Below are 15,401 nucleotides of genomic sequence, written 5' to 3' on the forward strand. Positions count from 1 at the left end.
GTCCAGTATTCCGGAGATGCGAACCATATTTCCGTTATCGACGTAATGCGTTGATACCGTCGGATGCAGACGATGGAGGTCCGATGGGCGTGCTGGCCGCGGCCGGGTGGGCGACGCTCGCAGCGTTCTCCCTGGTCATCGGGGCGTGGTTGGCATACCGGCCGACCCCGGTGCCGCCGTCGCGGGTCGGCATGGTGATGGGCTTCGGCTCCGGCGCGATGCTCGCGGCGATCGCGTACGAGCTGGTGCCCACCGGGTTCCACCAGGACGTGCTGCTGTTCTCCGCGTTCGGCCTGGGCGCGGTCGTCTTCTTCACGGCCGACGCGGTCGTCGCGGGCCGCCGCAGCATGGGCGCGGCCTCGGCCGAGCGCTCCCTGGTGATCGGCGCGCTGCTGGACGGCGTGCCGGAGTCGCTGGTGCTGGGCGTCGGCGTGGCCATGGGCGGCGAGGTCGCGGTGGCCTTCCTGATCGCGGTGTTCGTGTCCAACCTGCCCGAGGCCCTCGGCGCGACGGCGGCCATGCGCGCCCACGGCCACACCAAGGCCCAGGCGTACCGGGTGTGGTGGACCATCGTGGCCGTGTCGGCGCTCGCCGCGTCGCTCGGCTACCTGGCGTACCGGGTGGTGCCGCGGGCCGACGGCGGTTACGTCGAGGCGTTCGCGGCCGGGGCGGTGCTGACCATGCTGGCCGACTCGATGATCCCGGAGGCCTACCGGCAGGGCGGCAAGGCGACCGGCCTGCTCGCGGTGCTCGGCTTCGCGGTGGCCGGCGCGCTGTCGGCCCTGGACTAGCCGAATGTTCGGCACAAATTGCCGAATCACCTCATAACGCTATGAGACGGTGCATAGTCTGCAACCGGATGGCTCTTACTTCCGGCGGCGCGCATGAGCGAGCGCATCAGCAGGCTCGGACATGCCGCCGACGAACGCAGTGAGGAGAAGGCATGAGCACCGCAACGCCCAGCAGCCCCGGCACGGGTAAGCCGGGCCAGGCAGCCGCGGCCGGCGCCCACGCGGCGAAGGAGGGTGTGGCGACCGGCACGGCAGCGGCCGCCACCGGGGCCAGGCCCGGCCCCGTCCCGCCGGGCACCAAGGCGACCGGCGACATGTTCAGCGGCGCCACCCCGCTGCCCGCGTCCCGCGTGCCGTGGTGGCTGTTCCTCATCACCGGCGTCTGCTGGATCATCGTCAGCTGGTTCGTGCTGGCCTTCAACCAGTCGCCGGTACGCAGCATCGGCGTCGTCGCCACCCTGGCCGGCATCGTCGTGCTGGTGGCCGGCATCTTCGAGCTGTTCCAGGCGTTCACCGCGCCCGGCTGGCGCTGGCTGCACGCCATCCTCGGCGTGCTGTTCCTGATCACCGGCTTCATCTGCTGGATCAACCCCGGCGGCACGGTGTTCTGGCTCGCCGCGTTCATCGGCTGGTACCTGCTGTTCAAGGGCGCCGCCGACATCGTGCTGGCCTTCCTCACCAAGAAGGAGCACGACGGCTGGTGGCTCGGCCTGGTCGTCGGCATCATCGAGATCCTGCTCGGCTTCTGGGCCGCAGGACGGTTCACCCGCTCGTTCTTCCTGCTCATCGTGTTCGTCGGCGCGATCTGCCTGGCCCGCGGCATCACCGACTTCATCATGGCGTTCCGGATGCGCGACCTGAAGCACAAGGCCGAGCAGGGGCGGGTCGGCCCCGGCGGCACGGCGGTCACCGCGTGACGGAACCGATCACCCTGACCCGGCCCGGCCGGGACGGCGACGCCCCGGGCCCGCCGCCCCGGCCGGGCATGGTGTGGCTGCCCGGTGGCACGTTCCGGATGGGCTCCGACGCGCACTACCCGGAGGAGGCCCCCGCCCACCAGGCCCGGGTCGGCGGTTTCTGGATCGACCGGCACCAGGTCACCAACCGGCGGTTCGCCGAGTTCGTCCGGCAGACCGGCCACGTCACCGTCGCCGAGACCGCGCCCGACCCGGCCGACTACCCGGGAGCCGACCCGGCGCTGCTGGTCCCCGCCTCCGTCGTCTTCGTCCGGCCGCCCCGGCGGGTGGACCTGCGCGAGATACGGCACTGGTGGCAGCTGGCGCCCGGCGCGGACTGGCGTCACCCGTACGGCCCCGGGTCCAGCCTGCGCGGCCTCGACGACCATCCGGTCGTGCACGTGGCCTGGGCCGACGTCGCCGCGTACGCGGCCTGGGCGGGCGGCGAGCTGCCGACCGAGGCCGAGTGGGAGTACGCCGCGTCCGGCGGCGCGAGCGAGCCGGCCGAGTTCGCCTGGGGCGACGAGCTGACCCCGGGCGGCGAGCACCGGGCCAACCTGTGGCAGGGCGAGTTCCCGGTGCTCAACCTGGCCGCCGACGGCTACGAGACGACCTCGCCTGTCGGCTCCTTCCCGCCGAACGCCTTCGGGCTGTCCGACATGATCGGCAACGTGTGGGAGTGGACCGCCGACTGGTACGGCCCGCACGACCCCGCCGCGCCGCAGGCCTGCTGCGCCCCGGCACGCCCGCGCGGCAACACCGAACAGGCCAGCTACGACCCGGCCACGCCCGGGGTGCGCATCCCGCGCCGCGTGAGCAAGGGCGGCTCGTTCCTCTGCGCCCCGAACTACTGCCGCCGCTACCGCCCCGCCGCCCGCATGCCCCAGGCCGTCGACACCTCGACCTGCCACCTCGGCTTCCGCCTCGTGATCCGCCCCTGACCCGCCGTGACCGCGCCGGGCCGCGTCGCCGTCGCCGTCGCCGTCGCCGTCGCCCGCCATGATCGCCCGATTTGCCTGGCGCCTGTGGGTATTCGACCCCAAGATACGCACATCTGCCGGGCAAATCGGATGACCTTGGGTGACGGCGGCCGCCGGGCGGGGACCCGGGCTGCGGGCGGGGACGGGGTCCGGGGAGGATTCTGTCCATGTCCTCAGTGCCCGCCGCCGTCCTCACACCCGAGGCACCGGCGACGGCTCCCGGGGGCGCGCCGACATGGCGCGATCGGGGCCTGGCGTTGCTGCCGCCGGTGCTGGCATACCTGGTCGGGCACCTGATGTACATCGTGGCCGGGGCGCTGGTGGCCGAGCCGTTCCTGCCGATCAACGGCCGGGTCCGCGCCGACTCCGGGCTCTACGTCAAGATCGCCGAGCAGGGGTACGAGCTGTTCCTGTGCGACAGCGATCCGGTCCTGGCCCCGCAGTTCGCGCCCGGCGCGTGGTGCGGCACCGCGGGCTGGTTCCCGCTCTACCCCGGTCTCATCCGCCTGCTGACATCGACCGGCCTCGGCGCGTACCCGGCCGCGCTGATCATCACCGAGGTCAGCCTGCTGGTCTCGTTCGTGCTGCTGTGGCGGCTGCTGCGGAATACGCGCCGGCCGATCGCCGTGGCGGTGCTCGCGCTGGCGACACTGCTGCCGGCGGGCGTCTACCTGCACGCCGTGTTCCCGATGGCGCTGGCCGGGGCACTGCTGCTGGGCTGCGTCTCGCTCGTGGCGGCCCGCCGGTGGGTCCTGGCGGGAGCAGCGGGCGCGCTGGTCGCCGCGGCGTACCCGATGGGGGTCGCGGTCGCCGCGATCGGCTTCGGCGCGGTGGTGACCCTGCTGGGCCGCCGTGAGCTGCGATCCTGGACGGCGCTGCGGGCCGGGCTGGCCGTGGTGGGCCTGCCCCTGGCCGGGCTGGGCGCGGTGTTCGGCCTGCACCACCTGACGCTCGGGCACTGGAACGCGTACCTGCTGATCCAGGAGCACTACGGCAACGGCGTGCACAACCCGCTGCACTCGCTGGCCAAGCTGGCGATCGAGCCGTCCCCGATCGTCATCGCCGAGCCGCGGCAGGACCTGCTCTGGGTGCTGCACACGTTCACCGACGCCGAGTTGTGGTGGGCGCTGGCGCTGGCGCTGCTGGCAGTCGCCGCCGCGGTGATCGCGTCGGGCCGCGGGCGGCTGCGGCCGTACGACACCGGGCTCGCGCTGTACGCGGTGGCCATGTTCGTCGGCCCGCTGATCGCCGGACCCGGGGTGTCGCAGTACCGGTCGCACACGCTGCTGCTGCCCGCGCTGCTGGTGCTGCGGCACCTGCCCGCCCGCCTGCTGTGGCCGTACGCCGCCGTCGCGGGTGTCATTGCGCTGCCGATGGGCATGCTCTTCTCGACCTGGCTGCTTTTCTGAGCGATGATCCACCTGCCGGTACGCGGCGGCGCAGCCGCGCACCTGGCGAAACATTGTCTCGATAGGCTGCTCGCCCCCGCTGCGGCAGCTGCTTGGAGGACGGCGATGGCTCCCGAGTCCGTTGACCTGACCGTGCGCACGCTCGGCGACTGCCGCATCGAATCACCGCTGGCACCGCTGCTGGCCTCGACCGAGAGCACCGAGCACTACGTCGACGAGAACGACCGGGTGCTGTTCGACGACACCGTGAACATGGTCGCCGCGCGCAAGGCGAAGCTGGACGCGCTGCCCAGCTTCGAGCCCGGCGGACCCCGCCGCAAGATCTTCTTCCAGCCGTCGAAGACCCGCGTCGGCATCGTCACCTGCGGCGGCCTGTGCCCCGGGCTCAACGACGTCATCCGGGGCCTGGTGCTGGAGCTGACCTCGCACTACGGTGTGACGAAGATCTACGGCTTCCAGAACGGCTACCAGGGCTTCATCGCCAAGTACGGCCACCCGCCGATCGACCTCGACGCCGAGGCGGTCAGCGGCGTCAACGAGTACGGCGGCACCATCCTGGGCACCTCGCGGGGCAGCCAGGACCCGTACGAGATCGTCGACTGCCTGGAGTCGATGAGCATCAACGTGCTGTTCGTCATCGGCGGCGACGGCTCCATGCGCGGCGCGCTGACCATCGCCGACGTGGTCAAGGAGCGCGGCCTGAAGATCGCCGTGATCGGCGTGCCGAAGACCATCGACAACGACATCCCGTACATCGACCAGAGCTTCGGTTTCCAGACCGCCTTCTCCAAGGCGACCGAATCGCTGCGCAGCGCCCACGTCGAGGCCCGCGCGGTGCCCAACGGGGTCGGCCTCGTGCAGGTCATGGGCCGCCACTCCGGCTTCATCGCCTGCTACGCGGCGCTGGCCAACAACGACGCCGACTACGTGCTCATCCCCGAGGTGCCGTTCCAGCTCGACGGCGACGACGGCTTCCTGGCCCACCTGCGCCGCCGGGTCGCCCAGCGCGGGCACGCGGTGGTCGTCGCCGCCGAGGGCGCGGGCCAGGAGTACCTGGAGTCCGACGAGCCCGGCCAGGTCGACAAGTCCGGCAACCGCAAACTCAAGGACATCGGCCTCTATCTGCGCCGGCGTATCGCCGACGACTTCGCCGCGCACGGCATGGAGACCAGCCTCAAGTACATCGACCCCAGCTACGCCATCCGCAGCGTGCCCGCCAACCCGTACGACAGCGTCTACTGCATCCGCCTCGCCCACGCCGCCGTGCACGCCGCGATGGCCGGCCGCACCGCGATGGTCGTCGGCCGCTGGCGCGGCCGCTTCGTGCACGTCCCCATAGCCCTCGCCATCAGCAAGCGCAACCAGGTCGACCCGGCCGGCGACCTCTGGATGTCCGTCCTCGAAACCACCGGCCAACCCCGCCGCTTCGCGTGACGCGGTCATCCGGCTGGCCGAGCCCAGCCGCCGAGCCAGTCGGATGGCCCCGTTCGCTCAGCGGCCGTGAGCCCTCGAACCTGCGTCACGCAGTCTGCCGGCGAGATCGGCCATAGGGCGGTAAATAAACTTCTTGCCCGACCGCTGTCTCGCCAAGAGGTTGGCCTCTTCAAGCTCGATCAGATCCTTGCGGGCGGTCTCCATACCGATTCGATGCGCTCTCATGTGCGACTGCACCGAGTACGAGAATGCCGGGTTCCTGAGTGCATTCCGGATGATGGCGATCTGGCGGCCGTTGAAGTTCTCCTCCTCGCGGGCGAGCAGGTTCCTGACCTCACTCATCTCTTCCGCCTTGCGGGTCAGATATGAGTTCAGGTGATCTATGCAGCGATGGAGGATGCCCAGATGGTAGATGAAGAAGTAGGTCAGGTCGCCGTCGTCTGTCTCGGTATAGAGGAACGACCGCCCATATTGGACCTTGGCTGCGTTCAAGAGGCTGGAGACACTAATGAACTCAGTCAGCCAGTAACCTTGATTCAGCATCGACCAGTAAAAGAGAATACGGGCGGTGCGCCCATTGCCATCCTCAAACGGGTGGATATAGCCGACCATGAAGTGTATCGCCAGCGCACGCAGTACGCCGGGCAGGTAGTACTTCGAAGAGTCCTCGTTGGCGAACGCGCATAGCTGCGCCATGCGCGCATCGATCTCACCGGCCGGCGGCGGCTCGTGCAGAAGTTCTCCCTGGTCGTCGAAGACACCTACCCGCTCTTCGTTCGGCAATTGGAACCGCCCGGCGCAGTCGGGATTATCCAGCGTCCCTTCCGTCACTATCCGGTGCAGGTCACAGATCACCTCGACAGTCAGCGGCTTGTCGCGCAATTGCCCGACGCGTTCCATTGCGTAGTAGTTGTTCAAGATCATCCGCTCGCTGCGATCGCGCGGCTGCCGACCCGACTGGATCATTTCTTTCGCTACGCGCTTACTGGTCGAAGCACCTTCCAACTGGCTCGACGTGATCGCTTCCTCCATGAGCGAACCCACTAGATACTGCTCACGCGTCGCAGGGTTGGTGACCTGCTCGTTCACCGCGATCCGACCCCGAAGGTGCGTCGCACTGAAGTCGAGTTCTCGGAGCACCTCGTCCGGCAAGCTGTATCGAAACTTGCCACTACTTGCATCGTCGAGCGGGAGTTCTCGCATTCCCGATGAACGGGACAATTTCGTCAGGAACCACCATTCCTCTGCGCTTCTAATCTTATCGGGTGGCTGGCGGTGCCTGAGTTCATCCCAGTGACGGTATTGCTGGCTCTGGCGCAAGTCGGGGAATACCGACATCAAACGGGCAAGCGCACCTGATTGCGCGACATGGTCAGCAATGTCAGACCATGGCGGTGGTGCCATCGGACGGCGCATCGACCCTCCCCCCACACACGCTGCTCCCACACATACGGCTTCGTGGTAGTTGAAACTACCAGTTTGCTCCCACCAACTCCCAATCTTGGGAGTTGGTGGGAGCAAACTGGTAGTTGACAGTGGTGCAACGCCGGGTTTTCAGCGCCCGGGGCGGTTGCGGGTGAGGATCAGGTCGAGGACGAGGGCGGTCCAGCCGCACTGGTGGGTGGCGCCCAGGCCCATGCCGTTGTCGCCGTGGAAGAACTCCGGGAACGTCAGGTGGGCGGTCCAGTCGGGGTGGTCCCCCAGCATCGGGTGTTTCGGCAGGTACGGCCGGTTGCCGTCCTTGTCGGGCAGCCACAGCGCGATGAGCCGGTCGGACAGGTCGTCGGCGATCTGGTCCAGCGTCAGCTTCTGCCCCGACCGGGTCGGATACTCCACCAGCAGGTCGTCGTGGAAGAACCGGGCGTAGTGCCGGATGCCCTCGATGAGCAGGTAGTTCGTCGGGAACCAGATCGGCCCGCGCCAGTTGGAGTTGCCGCCGAACAGCCCGTTCGTCGATTCGGCCGGCTCGTACCCCACCGTGTAGTCGTGCCCGCCGAGCCGGATCGTGTACGGCTTGTCGAGGTGAGCCCGCGACAGCGTACGCAGCCCGTAGTCCGACAGGAACTCCTCGGTGTCGAGCATCCGGCTCAGTATGCGCCGCAGCTGCTCCGGCCCGACCACCGCGAGCAGCCGCTGCTGCTGACCCCCGTCGGAGATCCGGCGCGCCCCGACGACCTCGGTGAACTCGGGCCGGTTGGTCAGGAACCAGCGCAGCCGCGCCGCGATCTCCGGCAGCCGGACCAGCGTCACCGAGCTGAGCGTGGTCGTCGCGCACAGCGGCAGCAGCCCGACGACCGAGCGCACCTTCAGCGGCACCTCCCGCCCGTCGGTACGCCGCAGCAGGTCGTAGAAGAAGCCGTCCTCGTCGTCCCACAGCCCCTGGTGCGAGGCGGCGTTGGCGATGTACGCGAAGTGCTCCAGGAACTTGGTCGCGATGTCGGTCCACACCCGGTCGTGGGTGGCCAGGACCAGTGAGATCTCCAGCAGGTTGAGGGCGTACATCGCCATCCAGGCGGTGCCGTCGGACTGCTCCAGCACGCCCGGCACGGGCAGCGACGCCGAGCGGTCGAACGGGCCGACGTTGTCCAGGCCCAGGAAGCCGCCCTCGAACAGGTTGTTGCCGCCGGTGTCCTTGCGGTTGACCCACCAGGTGAAGTTGAGCAGCAGCTTGTGCATGACCCGGGCCAGGAACGCGTAGTCGCGCCCGCCGTCGATCTCGAACACCCGCAGCGCCGCCCAGGCGTGCACGGGCGGGTTGACGTCGCCGAACGCCCACTCGTACGCCGGGATCTGCCCGTTGGGGTGCAGGTACCAGTCGCGCAGCAGGAGCAGGATCTGCTCCTTGGCGAAGTGCGGGTCGACGCGGGCCAGCGCGACGCAGTGGAAGGCCAGGTCCCAGGCGGCGTACCAGGGGTACTCCCACGGGTCCGGCATGGAGATGACGTCGAAGCTGGTCATGTGCCGCCAGGCGCTGTTGCGTCCGAACCGGCGGCCCTCCGGCGGGGCGGGCGAGGCCGGGTCGCCGTCCAGCCAGCGCGCGACGTCGTAGTGGTAGAACTGCTTGCCCCACATCAGCCCGGCGACGGCCTCGCGCACCACCTGCGCCTGCGCGGGCGGGGTGCCCGGCGGGACCAGCCAGGCGAAGTACTGGTCGGCCTCGGCCTTGCGCGCGGCCATGACGTGGTCGAAATCGGCCCCCAGGGAGGGCAGCGGGCGCGCCTTGCCGCCCGGCGCGGCGATCTGCGTCAACCGCAGTCTGAGCTGCGCCGTCTCGCCCGGTGGCACGGTCAGCACGTAGTGCAGCGCGGCCTTGGTGCCGGTGCGCTGCGGGTTGACCGTCGGCAGCCCGTGCACCACGTGGTCGGCGATGCCGTCCTTCGGGTAGTCGGGCGTCTCCTCATATCCCCACAGCCGTGCCGCGTTGGTCTCGTTGTCGCAGGCCAGCGGCTCGGGAGTGCCGTCGCCCTGCAGCGTCAGCCGGCCCAGGATGCGGTGCTGGGCGCGCAGCTCGCCGCCGCCGACCGCCTCGGCGATGATCTCCGGTTTGTCGTCGCGGCCCGGCAGACCCCATGACCAGGTGTTACGGAACCAAAGGGTGGGCAGCACGTGCAGGGTCGCCGGGTCGGCGCCCCGGTTGGTCACCGAGACCAGCATGCACAGGTCCGTCGGGCTCGCCTTGGCGTAGTCGACGGTGACGACCCAGTAGCGGTCGTCGGCGAAGACCCCGGTGTCGGCCAGCTCGTACTCCGGCTCGGAGCGGTCCAGCTGCCGGTTGACCGCGACCAGTTCCGAGTACGGGAACTCGCGCTGCGGGTAGTGGTAGCGCCACGACATCCACGAGTGCGTCGGCGTGGAGTCGGTGTACCACCAGTACTCCTTGGCGTCCTCGCCGTGGTTGCCCTCGTTGCCGGTCAGCCCGAAGATGCGCTCCTTGAGGATCGGGTCGGCCCCGTTCCACAGGCCGAGGCCGAAGCAGAACGTCTGCCGCTCGTCGCAGATGCCGGCCAGCCCGTCCTCGTTCCACCGGAACGCGCGCGAGCGGGCATGGTCGTGCGGGAAGTACTCCCAGGCCGTGCCGTGCTCGCTGTAGTCCTCGCGCACGGTGCCCCAGGCCCGCTCGGAGAGGTAGGGCCCCCACATCCGCCAAGGCTCGGCCCCGGCATCCGCATCGGCCAACCGTCTACGTTCGGCATCCGTCACGCCTGTTCCCCGCTCTGCTCGCCCACCCCGTGATTGTCCCCTGCGTCTGTTACGGGTCTGCGTAACTTTGGCGGAGTCGCGCGATCACCATCCCGATTGCCCCGGTTTTTTGACAGAGTTGCTGCATGCGATTCGGGACCCAGGTATGTGGTGAGCCGGCCCTCGGCGCGGCGCGGGAGTGGTTGGTGGCCGACGGGCGCGGCGGCTACGCGATGGGCACGGTGAGCGGGCTGCGCACCCGCCGCTACCACGGGCTGCTGGTGGTCGCCGGGGACACGCCGGCGTCGCGGCATGTCGGCCTCGCCGCCCTGGATCCGGTGGTACGCCTGCCCGGGGACCGGATCGTGCGGCTGGGCGCCCACGAGTGGGCCGACGGCACGCTCGCCCCGCGCGGCGACCTGCTATTGGAAGAGTTCGCCCTGGTGGACGGGTTGCCCCGGTGGCGCTGGCGGATCGGCGCGACCGTCCTGGAACGCACCCTCGCGATGCGCCACGGCTCGTCCTGCGTGGCCGTGGTCGACCGGCTGGTCGGGGGCGGCCCGGTAGAGCTGTCGCTGGAGGCCCTGTGCACCTGGCGCGACCAGCACGGCGAGCGCCGCGCTGGTGACCTGCCGGTGCGCGAGGTCGCGGGCGGCGCGGTCGTCGCCGACGCGTACCGGCTGCGGGGACGCCTGGCGAGCGGCGGCCGGGCCGCGACGGCTCCCGCCGGGCCGCCCGACACCCGGCCGTGGAATGAGCGGCAGACCGAAGCGGTCTGGGCTCCGGACGGCACCTGGCTGCTGAATGTGCACCATCGTATGGAGGCCGCCCGCGGTTATGTCGCTGACGAGGACCTGCTGCTGGCGGGCCGGTTCACCGCGACGCTGGCCGAGCCGGGCGACGCGCTGGAGGTGACCGCGTGGGCCGGGGACCTGGCCGTCGAGCCGCCGCCCGCAGCGGTGATCGTGGACGCCGAGCGCGACCGCCGCCGCATCCTGACCGCGGGCGCGGTCGACGCGACCGCGGAACTGACGCTGGCCGCGGACGCGTTCGTGGTCACCACGGCGAACGGACCGGACGTCGTGGCGGGTTACCCGTGGTTCGGCGCCTGGTCCCGGGACACCATGACCTCATACGAAGGGCTGTTCCTGGTCACCGGGCGGGCCGCGCAGGGACGGGAGCTGCTGCGGGCGTACGCGGCGACGCTGTCGGAGGGCATGCTGGCCAACACGGCCGACGGCGGCGCGGTCGGGCACAACACCGCCGACGCGACGCTGTGGTTCCTGCACGCGATCGACCGGCACGTGCGCGCCACCGACGACGACGATCTCGCCGCGGAGCTGGTGCCCGCGCTGGACGAGGTGCTGGCGGCGCACCTGCGCGGCACCCGGTACGGCATCAAGGTCGACGAGAGCGACGGCCTGCTCGTGCAGGGTGCCGACGGGGAGGCGCTGACCTGGATGGACGCGCGGGTCGACGGGATGGGCGTGACTCAGCGGGCGGGCAAGGCCGTCGACATCAACGCGCTGTGGTGCAACGGGCTGGCGGCGCTGGCCGCGTTGCGCGAGCGGGCCGGGCGGCACAGCGACGACGTGCGGCGGCGGCACGCCGTGACCGAGGCGGCGTTCCGGCGGCGTTTCCCCGCACCGGCCGGGCATCTCTACGACGTGATCGACCCGGACGACGCCGCACTGCGGCCGAACCAGCTGCTGGCCTGGTCGCTGCCGTACGCCCCGATGGAACCCGACCCGGTGGCGCTGCGCCGGATCACCGACGCCCTGCTCACCCCGCTCGGGCCGCGCAGCCTGGACCCGGCCGACCCGGCATACCGGCGCAGGCACGGCGGCTCGCTGCGTGAGCGCGATCTCGCGTACCACCAGGGCACGGTGTGGCCGTGGCTGATCGGGCCGCTGGCCGACGCGCGGCGCAAGGCCGGGTTGCCGACCCGGGAGGTGCTGACGGGGCTGCTGGCGCACCTCGGTGATTTCGGTCTCGGTTCGGTCAGCGAGACCGCCGACGGCGATCCGCCGCACGGGGCGACGGGCTGCCCGTTCCAGGCGTGGAGCGTGGCCGAGACGTTGCGTGCTCACCTCACGTCTACTGAGTAGTAGCAGAGCGTAACAGACACGAAACACAAGGTCCCCAGCTCGAAATTGGTATCAGTCAGACTTTGTACAACCCCAATGGCGTACGGCACCGAGTGTCCGGTGCCTAGTTCCGTATGCCCGGGAGTCTGCGAGGGGGCCGCATGACCATGAACCTTCCCGTTCCATCGGGTCCGTCGACGGCAGCGAAGCCGCTCCGGATCATGATGCTTTCCTGGGAATACCCGCCGGTTGTGGTCGGCGGCCTCGGTCGGCATGTGCACGCGCTGGCCAATTCGCTGGTGCTGGCGGGGCACCACGTCACCGTGGTCACCCGGCACGCGCCCGGTGCCCCGCTGGAGGAGTACGCTCCCCCGCCCGCGCCCGGCTTCCAGGGTGTGCGCGTCGTGCGCGCGCCGGAGGACCCGCCGCTGTTCCCGCTGGCCACCCCGACGCTGCTGGCCTGGACGATGGCGTTCAACCACACCCTCACCCGGGCGGCGCTGCGGGCCGCCGAGTCCGACGACTACGACGTGATCCACGGCCACGACTGGCTGGTCACCCACACCGCGGTCACCCTGGCCGAGCACCTCGGCAAGCCGCTGGTCGCCACCATCCACGCCACCGAGGCCGGTCGGCACCAGGGCTGGCTGCCGGAGGACCTGAACAAGAGCATCCACTCCGTCGAGTGGTGGCTCGGCCACCGCGCCTGCCGGGTGCTGGTCTGCTCGGAGTACATGCGCTGGGAGGTCACCCGGCTGCTCAACCTGCCCATCAGCAAGGTCGACGTCATCCCCAACGGCGTCGACGGCCGGGTCTGGAAGGCCCCCGCGCAGGCGGTGCGCGAGGCGCGCTCGCGGTTCGCCGGGGACGGCCCGCTGGTCGGCTTCGCCGGGCGGCTGGTGTACGAGAAGGGCGTGCAGCACCTGGTCGGCGCCGTGCCGCAGCTCGCCGACGAGCACCCGGGCCTGCGGGTGGTCATCGCGGGCGACGGCCCCTATCGGGAGCAACTGGTCGAGGCCACGCACGAGCTGAAGATCGAGAAGCAGGTCAGCTTCATCGGCTTCCTGTCCGAGCGCGAGCTGCCCGCCGTGCTCGCGGCGACCGACGCCACCGTGGTGCCCTCCCTCTACGAGCCGTTCGGCATGGTCGCGCTGGAGGCGGCCGCGGCCGGCGCGCCGCTGGCCGTCGCCGACACCGGCGGCCTGGCCGAGATCGTGGAGCCCGGCGTGACCGGCATGACCTTCCCGCACAGCAACCCCGAGGCGCTGGCCGGCGCCGTGGGCACGCTGCTCGCCGAGCCGGTCAAGGCCAAGCAGATCGCCAAGCGCGCGCTGACCATGGTGTCCAAGCGGTACGGCTGGCAGACCATCGCCGCCAGCACCGTGCAGACCTACCGCGGCGCCATCGCGCAGGAACCCGCGTTCCAGGTCGAGCGCCTGGCCGAGCAGGCCGGCGGTGAGCGTCCCCAGATCATCGTCCCTGACGGAAACCTCCTCCGATGAGCGAGCAGAGCCCCACCCCTACCGCAAGCGAAGCGATGACCAGCGCAGACGGTACGGATACCACTTCGGCTCGTTGGTCAACGGGGCAACCGGAACGGCGAGGAGAAGCGATGAACCTGATCGGCGATCTTGATCTTTACCTCATCGGCGAGGGCAGGCACGAGCGGCTCTGGAAGGTGCTCGGGGCCAACCCGGAGCCCGACGGCCAGGGCTGGCGCTTCGCGGTGTGGGCGCCCAACGCCCGCGAGGTGCAGGTCATCGGCGACTTCTCGGGCTGGTGGCCGGGCGACGGCATCGCGATGAGCCCGCAGGGCGGCAGCGGGGTCTGGGCGGCAACGGTGCCGGACGCCGTGGCCGGCCAGCGCTACCGCTACCGGGTGCACGGCGCCGACGGGCGCTGGACCTACCGCGCCGACCCGCTGGCCGTCGCGGCGCAGTGCCCGCCGGAGAACGCGTCGGTGCTGTTCTCGTCCGACTACACCTGGAACGACGAGTCCTGGATGACCGGGCGGGCCAAGCGTGCCGACCACCACGCCCGGCCGATGTCCACCTACGAGGTGCACCTGGGCTCGTGGCGGCCGGGCCTGTCCTACAAGGAGCTGGCCGACGAGCTGGTCGCGTACGTCACCGACCTGGGCTTCACCCACGTGGAGTTCCTGCCGGTGATGGAGCACCCGTACGGCGGCTCGTGGGGCTACCAGATCACCGGGTTCTACGCGCCGACCGCCCGCTTCGGCGACCCGGACCAGTTCCGCCACCTCGTGGACCGGCTGCACCAGGCCGGCATCGGGGTGCTGCTGGACTGGGTGCCCGCCCACTTCCCCCGGGACGAGTGGGCCCTGGCCCGCTTCGACGGCACCCCGCTCTACGAGCACGAGGACCCGCAGCGCGGCGAGCACCCCGACTGGGGCACGCTGGTCTTCAACTACGGCCGGCGCGAGGTGCGCAACTTCCTCATCGCCAACGCCCGCTACTGGTGCGAGGAGTTCCACGTCGACGGCCTGCGCGTGGACGCGGTCGCGTCGATGCTCTACCTCGACTACTCGCGCCAGGCCGGGCAGTGGACGCCCAACGTGTTCGGCGGCAACACCTACCTGGAGGCGGTGGACTTCCTCCAGGAGCTCAACACCGCCGTGTACGCCGACCGGCCCGGCATCCTCACCATCGCCGAGGAGTCGACGGCCTGGCCGGGTGTCTCCCGCCCGGTCGAGTTCGGCGGCCTGGGCTTCGGCATGAAGTGGAACATGGGCTGGATGCACGACACGCTGGAGTACCTGAAGAAGGACCCGGCGCACCGCAGCTACCACCACGCGCAGCTGACCTGGCCAAGCTGCTACGCCTTCGACGAGCAGTGGGTGCTGCCGCTCAGCCACGACGAGGTGGTGCACGGCAAACGCTCGCTGATGGGCAAGCTGCCCGGTGACCGCTGGCAGCGGCTGGCGGGCCTGCGCGGGCTGCTCGCTTACATGTACGCCTTCCCCGGCAAGAAGCTGCTGTTCATGGGCGCGGAGCTGGCGCAGGAGTCGGAGTGGAGCGAGCAGTTCGGGCTGGACTGGGCGCACGCCGACTACCACGGTGACGTGCGCGGGCTGGTGCGTGACCTGAACCGGATCTACCGGGACAGCGCCGCGCTGTGGGCCCGCGACACCGAGCCCGGCGGGTTCAGCTGGATCGACCCGCACGACTCGGGCAGCAACACGGTCTCCTTCGTCCGCCACGGCAAGACCTCGAAGAAGCTGCTGGCCTGCGTGGCCAACTTCTCCGGCATCCCGCTGCACGACCACCGGATCAAGCTGCCGCGCACGGGGGCGTGGCTGGAGGTGCTCAACACCGACGCCGAGGTGTACGGCGGCTCCGGGGTCGGCAACATGGGCCGCATCCGCACCGACGCCGAGGGCAACGCCTCCGTCGCGGTCGGACCGTACGGCGCGGTCTGGTTCGCTCCGGCATAAAACGATCTACGTCAGCGCATGACCGGCACCGACATCGGTGCCGGTCATCGTGTTTTCAGCGTCCTACCTGGTGAACTGGCGACACCCGAAAGATGTGCCGGGGCCGTGAGA

At 70.2% G+C, this 15,401-nt stretch carries 10 protein-coding genes; 8 read left to right on the forward strand and 2 right to left on the reverse strand.

Going from position 1 to position 15,401, the window contains the following annotated elements; genetic code table 11:
* Window positions 1-83: 83 nt before the first annotated feature.
* The 5 genes from ACFQO7_RS22190 to ACFQO7_RS22210 all read left to right on the forward strand — a co-directional run bounded on the left by ACFQO7_RS22190 (window position 84) and on the right by ACFQO7_RS22210 (window position 5,570).
* Window positions 84-791, forward strand: a complete 708-nt coding sequence (locus ACFQO7_RS22190) for a ZIP family metal transporter (RefSeq protein ID WP_376808146.1) — start codon at window positions 84-86, stop codon at window positions 789-791.
* A gap of 152 nt (window positions 792-943) precedes the next feature.
* The gene (locus tag ACFQO7_RS22195; RefSeq protein WP_376808147.1) at window positions 944-1,708 is read left to right on the forward strand and encodes an HdeD family acid-resistance protein; all 765 of its coding nucleotides are present in this window, start codon (window positions 944-946) and stop codon (window positions 1,706-1,708) included.
* A gap of 68 nt (window positions 1,709-1,776) precedes the next feature.
* Entirely contained in the window at window positions 1,777-2,688 is a 912-nt protein-coding gene (locus tag ACFQO7_RS22200) for a formylglycine-generating enzyme family protein (RefSeq protein ID WP_376808160.1), read from the forward strand.
* 206 nt (window positions 2,689-2,894) lie between these two features.
* Window positions 2,895-4,136 (forward strand): hypothetical protein, encoded by a 1,242-nt coding sequence (locus tag ACFQO7_RS22205; RefSeq protein WP_376808148.1) that lies wholly within the window; start codon window positions 2,895-2,897, stop codon window positions 4,134-4,136.
* A 105-nt stretch (window positions 4,137-4,241) separates the two neighbouring features.
* The gene (locus ACFQO7_RS22210; protein ID WP_376808149.1) at window positions 4,242-5,570 is read left to right on the forward strand and encodes an ATP-dependent 6-phosphofructokinase; all 1,329 of its coding nucleotides are present in this window, start codon (window positions 4,242-4,244) and stop codon (window positions 5,568-5,570) included.
* 57 nt (window positions 5,571-5,627) lie between these two features.
* Here the strand turns inward: ACFQO7_RS22210 and ACFQO7_RS22215 are convergent, their stop codons facing one another.
* Together ACFQO7_RS22215 and ACFQO7_RS22220 are read right to left on the reverse strand one after the other, a co-directional pair.
* Window positions 5,628-6,986 (reverse strand): Fic family protein, encoded by a 1,359-nt coding sequence (locus ACFQO7_RS22215; RefSeq protein ID WP_376808150.1) that lies wholly within the window; start codon window positions 6,984-6,986, stop codon window positions 5,628-5,630.
* Between the two features lie 138 nt (window positions 6,987-7,124).
* Window positions 7,125-9,710, reverse strand: coding sequence for an MGH1-like glycoside hydrolase domain-containing protein (locus ACFQO7_RS22220; protein ID WP_376808151.1), 2,586 nt, complete (start codon window positions 9,708-9,710; stop codon window positions 7,125-7,127).
* 185 nt (window positions 9,711-9,895) lie between these two features.
* Between ACFQO7_RS22220 and ACFQO7_RS22225 the strand changes: the two genes are divergently transcribed.
* The 3 genes from ACFQO7_RS22225 (at window position 9,896) to glgB (ending at window position 15,290) form a co-directional block, all read left to right on the forward strand.
* Window positions 9,896-11,857 carry an amylo-alpha-1,6-glucosidase gene (locus ACFQO7_RS22225; RefSeq protein ID WP_376808152.1) on the forward strand — a complete coding sequence of 654 codons (1,962 nt, stop codon included), beginning with the start codon at window positions 9,896-9,898 and terminating at the stop codon, window positions 11,855-11,857.
* 146 nt (window positions 11,858-12,003) lie between these two features.
* Window positions 12,004-13,338, forward strand: coding sequence for a glycosyltransferase family 4 protein (locus tag ACFQO7_RS22230; RefSeq protein WP_360521738.1), 1,335 nt, complete (start codon window positions 12,004-12,006; stop codon window positions 13,336-13,338).
* A gap of 110 nt (window positions 13,339-13,448) precedes the next feature.
* Window positions 13,449-15,290 (forward strand): 1,4-alpha-glucan branching protein GlgB, encoded by a 1,842-nt coding sequence (gene glgB / locus ACFQO7_RS22235; RefSeq protein ID WP_376808153.1) that lies wholly within the window; start codon window positions 13,449-13,451, stop codon window positions 15,288-15,290.
* The last annotated feature ends 111 nt before the right edge of the window (window positions 15,291-15,401 follow it).

Origin of the sequence: Catellatospora aurea (assembly GCF_042663325.1) — a bacterium.
Lineage (GTDB): Bacteria > Actinomycetota > Actinomycetes > Mycobacteriales > Micromonosporaceae > Catellatospora > Catellatospora aurea.